General features: G+C 59.4%; 13 protein-coding genes. All 13 read right to left on the reverse strand.

The features are described 5' to 3' along the window. Positions 1–10: 10 nt before the first annotated feature. Positions 11–868 carry a hypothetical protein gene (locus POF45_RS01275; protein WP_282314834.1) on the reverse strand — a complete coding sequence of 286 codons (858 nt, stop codon included), beginning with the start codon at positions 866–868 and terminating at the stop codon, positions 11–13. After that, positions 861–1721: a hypothetical protein gene (locus POF45_RS01280; protein WP_282314835.1), complete on the reverse strand. Its 861-nt coding sequence runs from the start codon at positions 1719–1721 to the stop codon at positions 861–863. Before POF45_RS01280 ends, POF45_RS01275 begins: the two co-directional genes overlap by 8 nt. Further along, positions 1718–2566 (reverse strand): DUF4123 domain-containing protein, encoded by an 849-nt coding sequence (locus POF45_RS01285; RefSeq protein ID WP_259494253.1) that lies wholly within the window; start codon positions 2564–2566, stop codon positions 1718–1720. Before POF45_RS01285 ends, POF45_RS01280 begins: the two co-directional genes overlap by 4 nt. Then, on the reverse strand, positions 2563–4635 hold the full coding sequence (locus POF45_RS01290; protein ID WP_282314836.1) for a type VI secretion system Vgr family protein: 2073 nt from the start codon (positions 4633–4635) through the stop codon (positions 2563–2565). Before POF45_RS01290 ends, POF45_RS01285 begins: the two co-directional genes overlap by 4 nt. A gap of 391 nt (positions 4636–5026) precedes the next feature. After that, a complete protein-coding gene (locus POF45_RS01295) occupies positions 5027–5647 on the reverse strand; it encodes a transglycosylase SLT domain-containing protein (protein WP_259494250.1) in 621 nt (206 codons plus the stop codon). A gap of 48 nt (positions 5648–5695) precedes the next feature. Further along, positions 5696–6634 carry a carbohydrate kinase family protein gene (locus POF45_RS01300; protein ID WP_282314838.1) on the reverse strand — a complete coding sequence of 313 codons (939 nt, stop codon included), beginning with the start codon at positions 6632–6634 and terminating at the stop codon, positions 5696–5698. Positions 6635–6647: 13 nt separating this feature from the next. Further along, on the reverse strand, positions 6648–8144 hold the full coding sequence (gene xylB / locus POF45_RS01305) for a xylulokinase (RefSeq protein ID WP_282314839.1): 1497 nt from the start codon (positions 8142–8144) through the stop codon (positions 6648–6650). Between the two features lie 147 nt (positions 8145–8291). Next, positions 8292–9764, reverse strand: a complete 1473-nt coding sequence (locus POF45_RS01310) for a mannitol dehydrogenase family protein (protein WP_282314840.1) — start codon at positions 9762–9764, stop codon at positions 8292–8294. Positions 9765–9778: 14 nt separating this feature from the next. Continuing rightward, positions 9779–10882, reverse strand: a complete 1104-nt coding sequence (locus POF45_RS01315; RefSeq protein ID WP_259494243.1) for an ABC transporter ATP-binding protein — start codon at positions 10880–10882, stop codon at positions 9779–9781. A 110-nt stretch (positions 10883–10992) separates the two neighbouring features. Next, the gene (locus POF45_RS01320) at positions 10993–11823 is read right to left on the reverse strand and encodes a carbohydrate ABC transporter permease (RefSeq protein WP_259494241.1); all 831 of its coding nucleotides are present in this window, start codon (positions 11821–11823) and stop codon (positions 10993–10995) included. A gap of 10 nt (positions 11824–11833) precedes the next feature. Then, positions 11834–12760 (reverse strand): carbohydrate ABC transporter permease, encoded by a 927-nt coding sequence (locus tag POF45_RS01325; RefSeq protein WP_431978579.1) that lies wholly within the window; start codon positions 12758–12760, stop codon positions 11834–11836. A gap of 170 nt (positions 12761–12930) precedes the next feature. Beyond that, the gene (locus tag POF45_RS01330) at positions 12931–14241 is read right to left on the reverse strand and encodes an ABC transporter substrate-binding protein (RefSeq protein WP_259494239.1); all 1311 of its coding nucleotides are present in this window, start codon (positions 14239–14241) and stop codon (positions 12931–12933) included. 225 nt (positions 14242–14466) lie between these two features. Beyond that, positions 14467–15372 (reverse strand): AraC family transcriptional regulator, encoded by a 906-nt coding sequence (locus POF45_RS01335; RefSeq protein WP_259494238.1) that lies wholly within the window; start codon positions 15370–15372, stop codon positions 14467–14469. Positions 15373–15432: the final 60 nt, after the last annotated feature.

A 15432-nucleotide genomic window follows, 5' to 3' on the forward strand; every position in this document is an offset into this window, starting at 1 on the left:
TCTGTACTCCTTAATCCGTGCAGCCAGGGTAAATGGTGCACTTACGACCATTCATATCGAACGTCCTGAAATCCTTAGTGTTTCCTCTGCAAAAACCATAAGGATCATCTATTCCTTTGCCTAGGCACGGCTTCCATCCGTTTGGAAATTTTTGCCACTTACTTTCGAATGTCGGTTGTTCATCGGGAGAGAAGCGCACTTCAAGATGGACTACTTTTCCCGGCAAATCTCTACGGTTTAGAGAGCCGCCAGGTTTACTTTTACTGAAACGATCTTCGGGTACCTTCCATTGCTCGTCTGCACCACTACACGATAATATTTTTGATATGCCGTCTTTTTTTATTCTTGCAACGCTCATCTGAAACAACCAACTGCATACGCCCCGAAAATTAATATCGCCTAAATCGGTTTTTTCTTGCATGTCCCTGATGGTTATCCCGCCACTGTCCCCACCAATATCTAGTGATGTTGGCCCGTATCTGCCATCGACACTAATGCTGACACGAGTTAAGTCCATAACGCATCCAGCTATATGATACTCAAGAGGTATTGTAAAACTCTCAGTTTGCGCAGTTTCTTTGGCGGATATTTGTTCCGTTTTTTGTTTGTGTCTAGCTACCTCGCCACCTAATGCGGCAACATGAACGTTGCAGTCTTGGCCTGCTCTTGGTGCATATTGGGCTTTCGAAGTGAGATCAAAGTTAGCTGGAGTCGTTGCAATCAGCGTGAAGTGTTCGGGTCCATAATAACCGGTTACATCCTCAGCTGTATCCTTGGCCATTTGGCCAGCCCAACTGCAAGCCCCCATCAGCGGCAGTGTAAGAAAAAATACAGACCTGAAGCCGCATGAAAGAAAATTGTTACTCATCAAATGCTCCTTGCTCTGTGCAATTTGGGTAGACGGTGCATTCGCGTCCGTTCAGGCTAAAAGTCTTAAAGTTTTTTGTGTTTCCACGACAGAATCCGTAAGGATCGTCGACACCTTTACCGACGCAAGGTTTCCATCCCTCAGGAAACTGCTGCCAAGTATCGCCAATTGCGGGGCGTTCTTCGGATAACAGACGAAGTACAAGCTTTATAGATTTTCCTGAAAGGGTAATTCTTTCGAATGCGCCGCCGGGCTTACGTCGCACAGGTCTGTTCTCTGGAACCTGCCATTTCTCGTCAGCAGCACTACAAGACAATATCTTCTCAATCTCTCCCTTCTTAGCTTTCTCAGTGCTTATCTGAAAAAGCCACGTACACAAACCTCTCTGTTCCGTGCCACTGGTAGCTGTTGCCGACCCAGCGTCTACAATAGCCAATCCACCTGCATGATCGAGATCATGGTCCCAAGCATCAGGACCATAAGTGGCATCAACCTCATAATTCACGCTGGTAACCTCCATCGCGCACCCCGCAATGTGATATTCCAGCGGGATCTTCGTTGAGATCGTCTGCTCTGTATCTTTCGCAGCCGTTTTATCGGACTTCTGTTGATGCCGAGTCACCCAACCACCCAAGCCCGGGTTGTAAACCTTGCAGTCCTGGCCCTCTTTAGGCGAGTACTGCGCTTTGGAGGCAAATCCGAAATTCGCAGGCATCGTCACCACCAGGGTGAAGTGGTCTGAGCTGTAATAACTGGCCGCTCCCTCGACACTGTCCTGCGCAACTTGCCCAACCCCACTGCATCCACCCAGCGTAAGCCCCAAACCGAGCACTGCCCATTGGCTGGCACTCAAACGTCAGCGCCCGCTTTCGAATCAGCAAACACTCGCTGACACCGCGCAAAATGCAGGTCCGGCGTTTCACCCGGCAACGGCTCCCACGCCACATCTGCCATGCATTGGGGATGCAATCGGCGGCTGAGCATCAGCTCACGCTGTTCCGGGGTTTGCCATTGCCACTGGTCCATGAGGTCAATCTGCTCTTCAAGCCATTCGCTGACCACGCGGGTTTCGGCCAGTTCCGCGGCGGCTTCGACGTGGTAGGTCAGTAGCCAGCGTTTGAGGTTGTCGCGCAGGATGCTGCGGGCTTGTTCGCCGGACTCCGGGGTTCGCAACCACGGCGCCGGATCCGGCGCTGCGTAGACCCCAGGTTTGGCGTTGTCCGCGCTTTTCCATTGGTCTTCATCCCAATACAGCACGCTGCTGATCGGGCCGAGGAGCAGGGGATATTCGTTTTGGTTGAGGTTATTCAGGCAGCGCGCGATCACCCGGTTGTCCTGAAAACGGAACAATGAACGTTCGCCGTCTTCATCGATGACCATTCGTGCCTGCCAGTGCTGGGTCAGGGCGTCGAGATCGGCCTTGTCCATGCTGCCAATCCAGCCCCAGTTGCGCTGTGGGTCGCTCAGCAGTTGGCGGAAGGCCTCGGCACCGGGGTTGTGCAGTTCGGTCAGCCAGGGGCTGATTGCGGCGAAGTCGGCGTAGGGGGTGCGTCGATAGAGTTGCACCGAGCGATGCATCAGGCCGGCGCTGTACAGCGAGGTGACCGGGTTCGGTTCGGCGAGGATGTCCAGGGCGAGGATCAGGACCCGGTTGTGTTGCGCCTGTTCGCCGAGCCAGTTGTTCAGTACATCGCTCATGCGGCTGTCCCCAGGTCGCATTTGCCTTCACGGCAGGCTTCGCAAATCGGGCAGCGGGTATCGCCGGCCGCACGGGCGGCTTTGGCCATGGCCATTTGCACGGCGGCCGGGACGAGCAGGGCGCCGGCCTTGTCTTTGGCGGCAGCCCACGGGATGACCGGGTCGAGAATCTGAATCCCCGTACCCGCCCCAGGCGCACCCCCGGAATTGGTCTTGACCTCGGCACCACTGATGGTCACGCCACCGGCATCGATCTTGATAAAACTCCCGCCTGCCTTGGCCGTCAGTTCCATCCCGGCGTCGATCACCACCTTCTCACCCGCGTGGTAGTGAATCTCGGTCCCGGCCTCGACAAACTGCGCGGTGCCGACCTTCACATGTTGGGTCACGCCCACGGTCAGGTGCTCATCGGCTCGCGCTTCGGTCTTGCGGTCCAGATGGGTGATGCGGTGTTCTTCGACCTTGAACTCGCTGAACACATTGGCCTCGACCGTGTCATGCCGTTCGTTGCCGACATGGATCTTCTGGTCGTGCTCGATGTTTTCGTCCCAATCGCGCTGGGCGTGCAGGTAGATCTGTTCCGCGCCTTTCTTGTCTTCGATGCGAAATTCGTTGTAGCCCTTGCCGCCCGGTGAACTCAGGGTCTTGAAGGTGCTGCGGGTCTTGTTTGCCGGCAGGTCGTAGGGCACGACGTTGGTCTTGTGGTACAGGCAACCGGTGATCAGCGGTTGATCGGGATCACCTTCGAGGTAGGTGACCAGCACTTCCATGCCGATGCGCGGGATGGCGATGCCGCCGTAGGCATTGCCGGCCCAGCCGGTGGCGACGCGCAGCCAGCAGGTGGTGTTGTCGTCGGACTGGCCTTCGCGGTCCCAGAAGAATTGCACTTTGACGCGGCCGTACTGATCGCAGTGGATCTCTTCGCCCTTGGGCCCGGTAACGACCGCGGTCTGGCTGCCGAGGACTTTGGCTTTCGGGTGTTCGAGGGCGGGACGGTAGTGCGCGTCCCACGGGGTGGCGAGGAAGCGGTTGCGATAGCCCTGGTGGAAGTCGTCCTTGTGGTCGGTCACGTCGCTGGTGGTGTTTTCGCCCAGCACTTGCGGTTGTTTGCCTTCGTGAATGACTTCCAGCAGCAGCCACAGATCGTTCCATTCGGCGCGCGGGTGTTCGGCCAGGGTCAGGAAATGGCCGCTGACCAGACTCGGCTCGTCGCCTTTGCCTTCGACCCGCGTGTAGTCGGCGCGATGGCGTTCCAGGGCGCGGGTCGCCAGCTGTTTGCCGCGTTCGCGGTCGGTGAAGCGGCCGGGGTAGTCGTAGTCTTCGAGGTCCGGGGCGAACGCGCTTTTGGCCGCGCCTTCGGGCAGCAGGCGTGGTTTTTCGAAATCGTAGTCGCGGCGGCTGACGCGAGTGGTGCGGGTTTCCAGGCGCAAGTTGAAACGCTTGATCACCGGTTTTTCGGCGGCCATGCCGGAGTCTTGCTGGTAGCTGACCGGCGCCAGTTTGCGGAACACGGTCTGGTCATCGCCGAACACCAGTTTGTGGCCGCTGGCGCTGTGCTGGAAGTGGAAGTGAATGCCTTCTTCTTCACACAGGCGCTGGATGAAATGCAGGTCGGATTCGTCGTACTGCACGCAGTAATCGCGTTCCGGGTAAGTGGCGCCCAGCTGGAAACTGTAGGCGTCAGCCAGAATGCCGCGGGCTTCCAGGACCTGAGCGATGATCTTCGGCACGCTCAGGTGCTGGAAAATCTGCTGGTCATGGTTATGCCGCAGGTAGGCGAGTTGCGGGACCAGGCTGATGCTGTAGCGGGTCAGGCTTTTGCCGGAATCGCCTTGCTCGATGCGATACACCAGGCCGTGGATCAGGCCCTTGCCGGTGGCGCCAAAGGACAGGCTGCCGGGTTTGTGCATCAATTCTTCGAGCTTGAGGTCGGGGCGGCTGCTGACCAGTTCGATGTCGAAACAGAACGGCTGATTGAGGGCTTCGCGACCGACGAAGCTGAGCACTTGCAGGTCAGTGGAAACGCCTTCCAGCGTGAGGGAGATATGGATTGCGTTTGCGTCCAGCATGCCGTGAATTCCGTCCTTCGAATAAGCAGGGGCGGATGGTGCAGGATTAAACCGCCTCGTTCAAGGCGCAAATGCCGTAGGCGGGGTGCCCGAAAAGCATCAGGCAAACCCCTATTTACAGGGTTTCGACCAATAAGTACGGGGAGTATTGGCGGGGTGGGGGCTGGTCATGGCGGATGTTGAAACAACTTGGCACGAAGAACTGGCAGTCATTTTCAGACTGCGGTCGTCTTTATTTGACGTGCTGGACATGCCACGAGAAATTCGCCCGGATGGTGGGTGATGCTTTTCGGTGCGGTGATCCAGGCGACCTCGATCCCATGCCGGTGCGACGATTCGATTGGCTTGAGAAGAGGCCTGCACATTCAGCGAAAATTCAGCGGTTCAAGACTCAAAGCCAATGCCAGAACCGGCTCCAGAAGCCCCGATTCAGATCCTCCTTGCACCCCGCGTATTGCTGCGCATACATATCGGAGCGACCTTGCACCTTGCCCGCCGTCGTCACCAGCCAGGCTTTGCTGCCATAGGTTTTCTGGCGATAGCCGCCCCAGCCTTCGTGGTAGTTGAGGTACTGGCCGAAAGCATCATATTTGTACACGCCATTGATGCTGGTGGTCTTGTCCATGTACCAGCCGACGAAGTCGATGGCGTCATTGAATTTCTCGCGGTCGGCCCAGTTTCTGCCGGTGCTTTTCTGATAGTCGGACCAGACCTCGTCCTTGGCCTGGGCGTAGCCCGACGCCGTCGTCACCCGGCCCCACGGGATAACCCAGAGCAGGTATTTACGCGGTGTCTTGGCGTCGTAACGATAGCCGGACTCCTGATACATGATCGCGAAAGGCACCTGGATCGGCACGCCCCAGCGCTTTTGCGTGACCTGGGCGGCGTCGTACCAGTCGCTTTTTTCCCGGAAGATCTCGCAGATATCGTTGGGCGAGCGTGGCGGCGATGTACCGCAACCGGCCAGTAACGTCGTGAGTAACAAAAGTCCAGCCGATTGCCTTGCGTTCAAAAGCTCGTCTTCCTGTCATGCGCGTAAAAAGGGCGACAGTTTACGCACTCAGGACAGCTGATGGCGATATGGCAGGTCAGGGCCGGTCTTGCTGCAGGTGAATGCCGCCGCTTGCACGGCAAATTTCAACATCCCGTCGATTTGTTCGCGACTCAGGTGTTCAACGCCGTTGACCGAATCCAGCTGATGCTCGGTCAGCCAGGTAATCAACGCCGCCTGAAAGGTGTCGCCAGCGCCGACGGTGTCGGCAATCTTTACCGAGCAGGCCGGTACGGACCACGAGCCATGGGCGCGGCTGAATACGGTCGCGCCTTCGCCACCACGGGTCAGGAACACCACTTGGCAGCGGTGCTGCAACCAACCTTCGATAACGCGCTGCGGATCCTGTTCGGGGTACAGCAGGCTCAAGTCTTCGTCACTGACTTTGATCAAGTCGGCCAGCTCGACCAGCGTGGCAATCCGCGAGCGCCACAGGTCGATGTTCGGTTCGGGATTGAGGCGCACGTTCGGATCAAGGCTGATCAGGCGCTTGCCGCTTTCGCGCTGCACCAGGGCCAGCAGCGTGTCGGCAATCGGTTGCACCACCAGCGAGAACGAGCCGATATGCAAGCCGCGCACCTCAGGCCCCAGCGCCGGCATGTGCGCCAGGCTCAGTTGCCGATCCGCGCAGCCTTCGCCCCGGAAACTGTAGTGCGGCGAGCCGTTGGCGCCGACAGCGACCATCGCCAGGGTGGTTGGCGCGGCGAAATCCACCAGGTAGGCGGGACTCACGCCTTCATCTTGTAACACCTGCTGCAAGCGCCGGCCGAGGTAGTCGGTGGACAGCCCGGCAAACAGCGCCGATTGCACGCCCAAACGGCGCAAACCCACTGCGACGTTGAACGGCGAACCCCCGGCAATCGCCTTGAAATTCACTTTTGAAGCCAGACCGCTGGCATCGTCTTCGCTGAAGAAATCGAACAGCGCTTCGCCACACACTAGGTACATTGTTCTTCGCTCGTCAAAGGGTTGCGACATGCTGTTGATAGCGTTCAAAGGCCTGCTGACAGGCCGCTACATTTTCGGCAATTGGCCAGGTTTCGCTGGCCAGGTCGAGCGTCACGCAACGCTCGCACAAATCCGCGAGGCTGTCTTCGTGGCCATTGGACCAGGATTTACACCACGCCGCCTGAATCGCCGCGCCCAGTGCCGCGGCTTCGCTTTGTTCGGTGCAGATCACCGGGGTGTTCATGATGTCGGCGACGATCTGTCGCCACACCGGGCTTTTCGAGCCGCCGCCAATCAGGCAGACACTGCGGCTTTGTAAGCCATTTTGGCGCAGCAGGTCCAGCCCGTAACGCAAACCGAATGTCGTGCCTTCGACCACCGCCCGGCACAGATTGGCGCGGGTCAGGTTGGTCATGGTCAGGCCACTCAGGCTGCCGCTGGCGTGGGGCAGGGCGGGCACGCGTTCGCCGTTGAGGAATGGCAGCATGCACACGCCTTCGGCGCCAATCGGGGCTTGCGCGACGAGTGCATTGAACTGATCGATATCGAGGTCGAGCAGTTCACGGATCACACCCGTGGCGTTGGTCAGGTTCATGGTGCAGATCAGCGGCAGCCAGCCACCGCTGGAGGAGCAGAAGGTCGCGACCGAGGCGTCCGGGCTGACTTTCGGCTGTTCGGCATAGGCGTATACCGTGCCCGATGAACCGAGGCTCATGGTGATTGCGCCGGGCTTGATGTTGCCGGTGCCAATGGCGCCCATCATGTTGTCGCCGCCGCCACTGGACACCAGCGCCCGAGGGTTGATGCCCAGGAGTTCGGCGACGCTCGGCAAAATCTCGCCGACCGCTTGATGGGCGTCGATCAGTTCCGGCAGGGCTGCCTGCAGGCGACCGCTGGGGTCGATGTCGCGCAGCAGTTGCAAGTCCCACTGGCGGGTACGCACGTTGAAATAGCCGGTGCCGGAGGCATCGCCGTATTCGCTGCACGCACGGCCCGTGAGCCAGAAGTTGAGGTAGTCGTGGGGCAGCAGGATCCGCGCGATCCGGGCAAATACCGTGGGATGCTGCTCCTGGGTCCAGAGCAGTTTGGACACGGTGTAGCCGGGCGCGATGACCACGCCGAGGCGTTCCAGCGAACCGGCTTCGCCGCCGAGGTGTTGCAGCAGGCGGTCGTTTTCCGGGGTGGTTTCGGTGTCGCACCACAGCTTGGCCGGGCGCAGTACCTGGCCTTGATCGTCGAGCAGCACCAGGCCGTGTTGCTGGCCGGAGACGCCGATACCGAGGATGTCCTGCCCCTCGACATGGGCCGCCAGCAGGGCACGGCGGGTGGCGAGGGCGAAGGCGTCCAGCCATTGGAGGGTGTCCTGTTCACGCCGGCCATTGGCGCCACTGATCATGCTATGGGCGGCGGCGCCCAGGCCAAGGACTTTGCCGCTGACGGCATCGAGGATGATGGCTTTGGTACCTTGGGTGCCGCAGTCGATGCCGAGGAATAATTGTTGGTTGGCCATGGTGGATCCTTGGTGTGTCAGTTCGATCCGGGTGAGCCCATTCGCGAGCAAGCCCGCGCCCACATTTGATCCGGGTTGTCAGGATGAACGCAGTCAATTGTGGGAGCGGGCTTGCTCGCGAAGACGGTAGTCGCCGCTCCAGTGCGCTTAAGCCAGTACTCGCTCCAGCGTCTTGGTCACCCCCACTTCCCGCAAACTATTGCAGCACCACTCAAACGCCGCCACAAACGCTGCCGAACGCGGGATCGCCGTGCCAAAAATCTCCTCGACCGCCAGCATTCTCTGGGTGATCAACGCATCATCCGTCACCAGCGCCTGACAAAACGCCGCCCGTGGATCGGGAATGGCATAGGTCACGCCATTCTCATCCACACCCTTCAAATACAGGGCCCAGGCCGCCACCACCAGCGCTGCACGTTTGGTCTCCTGGCCATCGGCAATCAGGCGGTTGATCGTCGGAACGGTGAACTTGGGAAACTTCGACGAGCCGTCCGAGCACACGCGCTCCAGCTGATCGGCAATTGCCTGATTGGAAAACCGCGACACCAGCGTGTCTTTGTACTCGGTCAGATCGATCCCCGGCACTGGCGCCAGTTGCGCAGTGACGTCGAGGTCCATGTAGGCGCGCATGTAACGCACGAACAATGGGTCGTTCATGGTTTCGTGGACGAAGCGATAGCCCTTCAGAAAGCCCAGGTACGTCAGCGCCAGATGGCTGCCGTTGAGCAGTTTGATCTTCATTTCTTCATACGGCGTGACGTCGTTGGTGAACTGCACGCCAACCTTTTCCCAGGCCGGGCGACCGTTGACGAATTTGTCTTCCAGCACCCATTGCACAAACGGCTCGCAGACCACTGGCCAGGCATCGTCGACGCCATGCTGGTCGGCCAGTTGCAGGCGGTGTTCGGTGCTGGTCATTGGCGTGATGCGGTCGACCATGGCATTGGGGAAGCTGACGTTTTTTTCGATCCAGTCGCGCAGATCAGCATCACGCAAAGCGGCGAACGCCAGCAGTGCCTTGCGGGTGACGGCGCCGTTATGTGGCAAGTTATCGCAGGACATCAAGGTGAACGCCGGCGTACCGGCAGCGCGCCGTTTGGCCAGCGCCGCGCAGAGAAAGCCGAACACGGTTTTCGGTGCGCTCGGATTGGCCAGGTCGTGCTGGATCTGTGGCAGATGCGCCATGAACTCGCCGTTGCTGTCGTCGATGCAGTAACCGCCCTCGGTGATGGTCAGCGAGACGATACGAATCTGGGGGCTGGCGAGTTTGTCGATCAGCGTCTGAGCGCCGTCTTCGGCCAGGAGCATGTCGCGGATCGAACCGATCACCCGCACTTCGGTGTCGTCGCTGTCGCCCAGTTCGAACAGGGTGAACAGGTAGTCCTGCTCTTTCAGATCGTCTCTGGCACGACGGTCTTCGGCGCGCAGGCCGACCCCGCAAATCGCCCAGTCCAGCGCTTCGCCGGTGTTCATCAGGGCGTCGGTGTAATACGCCTGATGAGCGCGGTGAAAGCCGCCGACGCCGATGTGGGCGATGCCCTGGCGGGTGCCGTTCAAGGCATAGGCGGGCAGGGCCACTTCGGGCGCGAGGCGGTTGAGGTTCTGCTTGTTGAGCTTCATTGTCGGGTCTCGAATCAGGCGGCGGCGCGCAGCGGGCGGGTCAGCGCCACGCCGTCGGCATCGAATAAATGGCAGTGTTCGGCGTTCAGGCGCAGGCTCAGGGTTTCGCCGTAGCGGCTGGCCAGGTCACCTGGAACGCGCATGGTCAGCGCTTCGCCAGTGGCGGCAATAACGTGGCAGAAGGTGTCGCTGCCAAGCCGTTCGCTGACGTCGGCAGTAACCTGCAACGTGCAGTCGCCGGGTTGTGCCAGTTCCAGGTGTTCCGGGCGGATGCCCAGCGTCACGGCGCCGCCGACGCTCAGGTTGGCGCCGCTCAGCGGCAAGGTGATGCGGGTGCCGGCGTCCAGCAGCACTTCGCAGCCCTGGCTTTCGACGCGGGTGACTTTGCCCTTGAGGAAGCCCATTTTCGGCGTGCCGAGGAACCCGGCGACAAACAGGTTGGCCGGCTGGTGATACAGGTCCAGCGGCGAGCCGACCTGTTCCACTTTGCCGCCATTGAGCACCACGACTTTGTCGGCCATGGTCATGGCCTCGACCTGATCGTGGGTCACGTAGATCATCGTGGCTTGCAGGTCCTTGTGCAGACGCAACAACTCCAGGCGCATCTGCACCCGCAGGGCCGCGTCGAGGTTGGACAGCGGTTCGTCGAACAGGAATATTTTCGGATTACGCACGATCGCCCGGCCGATGGCCACGCGCTGACGCTGGCCGCCGGACAGTTGTTTCGGCTTGCGTTCAAGCATCGGCCCGAGTTCGAGAATGCGTGCCGCCTCGCCGACTTTTTTCTCCACTTCAGCCTTGGAGACGCCCGCCAGGTCGAGGGCGAAGGACATGTTTTTACGTACCGTCATGTGCGGGTACAGGGCATAGGTCTGGAACACCATTGCCAGGTCACGCTTGGCCGGGCTGACTTCGGTGATGTCGCGGCCATCGAGTTCGATGGTGCCGCCGCTGACTTCTTCCAGGCCGGCGATCAGGCGCAGCAGGGTGGATTTGCCGCAGCCCGACGGGCCGACGAAGACCACGAATTCCTTGTCGTTCACTTCCAGGTCGATGCCCTTGATGATGGAGAAGCCTTCGAAGCCTTTTTGCAGATTCTTGATTTTCAGGTTGGCCATGGTGGTGGGCCTCCGCTTGTCGTTATTCAGTTGGGCGCGCCTTCAAGATCAAAAGATCGCGGGCTGCGCCAGCTCCTACAGGTAGATCGCGTGAACCTTGAGCGCCTGATTCATTTCACGGCGCCGAACGACAGGCCGCGAACCAGTTGTTTCTGGCTGATCCAGCCGAAGATCAGGATCGGCGCGCAGGCCAGGGTCGAGACCGCCGACAACTTGGCCCAGAACAGGCCTTCGGGGCTTGAGTACGAGGCGATCAACGCGGTCAGTGGTGCGGCTTTGGATGAGGTCAGGTTGAGCGACCAGAACGCTTCGTTCCAGCACAGGATCAGCGACAGCAAGACGGTGGACGCCAGGCCGCCCTTGGCAATCGGCAGCAGCACCCGAATCATCTCCTGCAACAACGTGGCGCCGTCCAGGCGAGCGGCTTCGAGGATGTCTTTGGGGATGTCCTTGAAGTAGGTGTAAACCATCCAGACCACGATCGGCAGGTTGATCAGCGTGTAGATCACGATCAGCGCGATGCGCGTGTCGAGCAGGCCGAACGTCTTGGCCAGCAGGTAGATCGGCATCAGCACGCCCACCGGCGGCAGCATCTTGGTGGAAAGCATCCACAGCAGCGTGCCTTTGGTGCGCTTGGTTTCGTAGAACGCCATGGAATAGGCCGCCGGCACTGCAATCAGCAGGCACAACGCCGTGGCGCTGAAGGAAATCACCACCGAGTTCCAGGCGAAGCTGAAGTAGTCGCTGCGCTCGTTGATGTGCAGGTAGTTCTCCAGCGTCGGCGTGAAGATGAACTGCGGTGGCGTGGCGAAAGCGTCGATTTCGGTTTTGAAACTGGTCAGCACCATCCAGAAGATCGGGAAGAAAATCAGGATCGCAATGGCCCAGGCCAGGGTGCCGAGCAGCAGGCTTTGCAGACGGCGGGATTGTTGGAGAGTCATGGCGCAGGCCTCAGGCGTTGTCTGTCAGGTTTTTGCCGATCATGCGCACCAGCACGATGGCCGCGATGTTGGCAATCACCACCGCGATCAAGCCGCCCGCGGACGCCATGCCGACATCGAATTGCACCAGCGCCTGGTTGTAGATCAGGTAGGCGAGGTTGGTCGAGGCGTAGCCGGGGCCACCGTTGGTGGTGGTGAAGATTTCGGCGAACACCGACAGCAGGAAGATGGTTTCGATCATCACCACCACCGCAATCGGGCGAGCCAGGTGCGGCAGGGTCAGGTGCCAGAAGATGGCGATCGGGCCGGCACCGTCCAGGCGTGCCGCTTCTTTCTGTTCCTGGTCGAGGGACTGCATGGCGGTCATCAGGATCAGGATCGCGAAGGGCAGCCATTGCCACGAGACAATGATGATGATCGACAGCAACGGGTAATGCGCCAGCCAGTCCACCGGTTGTGCGCCGAACAGTCGCCAGACGTAGGCGAGGATCCCCGACACCGGGTGGAAGATCAGGTTCTTCCAGATCAGCGCACCGACGGTGGGCATGATGAAGAACGGCGAGATCAGCATCACCCGCACAATGCCGCGCCCGAGAAACTCGCTGGCCTCCAGCAGGGCACTGATCAACACGCCAAACACCACGCTGATCAGCAGCACACTGCCGACCAGCAACAAGGTGTTGGTGGCACCGGGCAGGAAGCCCGAATCGGTGAGGAAATAGGTGAAGTTGTCCAGCCCGACGAACTCGTTTTCGCCGGGATTGAGCAGGTTGTAGCGGATCATCGAAAAGTAGACGGTCATGCCCAGCGGCACGATCATCCACAGCAGCAATAACAGTACCGAGGGGCTGACCAGAAACCAGCCGGGATTGGCCAACCGGTTTTTTCGCACCGGTTGCGGGATGTCCATGTGAGCTTTGACGGTTGAAGTATTCATGGCAATAGAACCGATTGAATGCAAAGACGCATGACGCGAGCCATGTGGAGATCACTGTGGGAGCGAGCTTGCTCGCGATGAGGCCGTCAAATCCAACACCTGTATCAACTGACAGTCCGCTATCGCGAGCAAGCGCGCTCCCACAGGAAGCAGGAGCAGGCTAGTGCGGGTTACTTCGGATAACCGGCGCGTTTCATCTCTCGCACGGTGAACTCCTGCGCATCGGCCAAGGCCTTGTCGACCGTGGTGGTGCCGACCAGCGCTGCCGAGAACGACTTGCCGACCTGGGTGCCAATGCCCTGGAACTCAGGGATGGTCACCAACTGGATGCCAATGTAAGGCACTGGTTTGAGGGTCGGCTTGCTCGGGTCCGCCGCTTTCAGCGACTCCAGCGTCACCTTGGCGAACGGTGCTGCGGCCATGTAAGCCTCGCTGTAGGTCGAGGCCCGCGTGCCAGGCGGCACGTTGGCGATGCCGTCGGTCTTGGCCACCAGTTCGCCGTACTCTTTGGACGTGGCCCAGGCGCTGAACGTTTTCGCGGCGTCCTTGGCCTTGGAGCTGGTCGGAATTGCCAGCGCCCAGGAATAGAGCCACGCCGAGCCTTTGTCAGTGACCTGATGCGGCGCGTAGGTGAAGCCCACGTGATCGCTGACTTTGCTTTGGCTCTTGTCGGTCACGAACGAACCGGCGACGCTGGCGTCGACCCAGATCGCGCACTTGCCGCTGTTGAACAGCGCCAGATTTTCATTGAAACCGTTGCTGGAGGCACCCGGCGGGCCGGATTTTTTCATGGTGTCGACGTAGAAATTCAGCGCGTTCTTCCACTCGGGGCCGTTGAATTCCGGCTGCCACTTCTCATCGAACCAGCGCGCGCCATAGGCATTGGCGAGGGTGGTGATCAGGGCCATGTTTTCGCCCCAGCCGGCCTTGCCGCGCAGGCAGATGCCGTACTGCTCTTTGTCCTTGTTGGTGAGTTTGCTGGCGAACTCGCCGATCTGTTCCCAGGTCGGACGTTCCGGCATGGTCAGCCCGGCGTCCTTGAACAGGTCGGTACGGTAATAGGTGATGGAGCTTTCGGCGTAGAACGGCAGGGCATACAGCGAACCCTTGACCGACAGGCCTTCACGCACTGACGGGAACACGTCGTCGAGGGCGTAGCTGGCCGGCAAGTCTTTCATCGGTTCCAGCCAACCCTTGGCGCCCCAGAGTGCTGCTTCGTACATGCCGATGGTCAACACGTCGAACTGACCGCCTTGTGTGGCGATGTCGGTGGTCAGACGTTGGCGCAGGACGTTTTCTTCAAGTACCACCCAGTTGAGCTTGATCTCTGGATGCTCGGCCTCGAAGGTTTTCGAGAGCTTTTGCATGCGGATCATGTCGCTGTTGTTGACGGTGGCGATGGTCAGGGTCTGAGCGCCGAGGCTGACGCTGCTGACAGTCAGGCAGGTGAGGGCAAGCAGAGCTTTTACAGAACGTTGCATCGTGCACTCCTTTTCTGCACCCAGAGGTAACAGAAGGACGGTTATTGTTTTTGTGTCTTCCTGATGAGGGAAGAATGTGCACTGATTACAGCCTTCAATTGACGAACTGACAAATCATCCGTCGCACTTGGATTGATACTTTTTTGCACTCGGGTAAAGATCAGAAGAACGCCGCCTGCGGCCGCTCCTGCATCGATCCCGCAGGCTGCGATCCTTGATCTTGATTTAACCGAGGTTTTGCTCGGTCAAACGCTGCACCGCCAACCGCCGATAATGCGAGGGCGTCATGCCTTTGAGCTGCTGGAAGCGCCGATTGAAGTTGGAAATATTGTTGAAACCCGACTCGAAACACACATCGGTCACCGGTTTGTCGCCATCGGCCAGCAGCTCGCAGGATTTGCTGATCCGCAGGCGATTGACGAATTCGATGAAGCAGCGCCCTGTGGCCTGTTTGAACACGCGGCTGAAATAGGTCGGCTTCATGCCCAGATGTTCAGCGACTTCCTCCAGCGGCAGTTCCCGTGCGTAATGGGCAAAGATGTAATCCACCGCCCGGTTGGTGCGGTCGATGTTGTGCTCGTCGGCCAATTGCGGGGTCGTGGCGCCGGACAGCAACTGATAGTCGTCGGACGCGGCGAGCAACTCCATCAAGATCAGGAAATGCCCCAAGCGGGTAATGCCCTTGCTGTCGGCAATGCGCTGCATCAAGGCCATGGCCTGGCGGATGGTGCGCTTGCAATGAAACTCGATGCCGTACTGCGCGCGCTCCAGTAATGGCGCCAGGGTCTTGAGTTCGGCAAACACCAGATGACCACTGTCGAAGAGTTCGTCGGTGAAATTGACCAACATGTCGCGCTTGGGCACCACTTCGTCCTCGGCCACCTGGCTGATCCAGTTGTGGGGCAGGTTTGGGCCGGTCAGGAACAGTGTTTCAGGGTAGAAGTTGCCGATGTAGTCGCCGATGAACACCTTGCCGGAGCTGGCGACGATCAGGTGCAGCTCGTATTCCTTGTGAAAATGCCAGCGCACCAGCGGGCAGGGGAAACCGTGCTGGCGATAGATGATGGACAATCCGTTGTGGTCGTCCATCAGTTCGTAGGAGGGGTCGGTAACTCTGGCAGTCCGGGTCATGGCTAGGCGCTTTTATTGTTATCGCGCCCTGATCATGCCTCTTTCCGGGCGCGTAATGCC

It is taken from the genome of Pseudomonas fungipugnans, assembly GCF_029955235.1.
GTDB lineage: Bacteria > Pseudomonadota > Gammaproteobacteria > Pseudomonadales > Pseudomonadaceae > Aquipseudomonas > Aquipseudomonas fungipugnans.

Bases quoted from the DNA above. Each gene is read 5' to 3' on its own strand.
- POF45_RS01275 (WP_282314834.1), bottom strand. From the start codon at position 868: ATGAGTAACAATTTTCTTTCATGCGGCTTCAGGTCTGTATTTTTTCTT.
- xylB (WP_282314839.1), bottom strand. From the start codon at position 8,144: ATGGCCAACCAACAATTATTCCTCGGCATCGACTGCGGCACCCAAGGT.
- POF45_RS01335 (WP_259494238.1), bottom strand. From the start codon at position 15,372: ATGACCCGGACTGCCAGAGTTACCGACCCCTCCTACGAACTGATGGAC.
- POF45_RS01290 (WP_282314836.1), bottom strand. From the start codon at position 4,635: ATGCTGGACGCAAACGCAATCCATATCTCCCTCACGCTGGAAGGCGTT.
- POF45_RS01285 (WP_259494253.1), bottom strand. From the start codon at position 2,566: ATGAGCGATGTACTGAACAACTGGCTCGGCGAACAGGCGCAACACAAC.
- POF45_RS01325 (WP_431978579.1), bottom strand. From the start codon at position 12,760: ATGAATACTTCAACCGTCAAAGCTCACATGGACATCCCGCAACCGGTG.
- POF45_RS01310 (WP_282314840.1), bottom strand. From the start codon at position 9,764: ATGAAGCTCAACAAGCAGAACCTCAACCGCCTCGCGCCCGAAGTGGCC.
- POF45_RS01320 (WP_259494241.1), bottom strand. From the start codon at position 11,823: ATGACTCTCCAACAATCCCGCCGTCTGCAAAGCCTGCTGCTCGGCACC.
- POF45_RS01315 (WP_259494243.1), bottom strand. From the start codon at position 10,882: ATGGCCAACCTGAAAATCAAGAATCTGCAAAAAGGCTTCGAAGGCTTC.
- POF45_RS01330 (WP_259494239.1), bottom strand. From the start codon at position 14,241: ATGCAACGTTCTGTAAAAGCTCTGCTTGCCCTCACCTGCCTGACTGTC.
- POF45_RS01300 (WP_282314838.1), bottom strand. From the start codon at position 6,634: ATGTACCTAGTGTGTGGCGAAGCGCTGTTCGATTTCTTCAGCGAAGAC.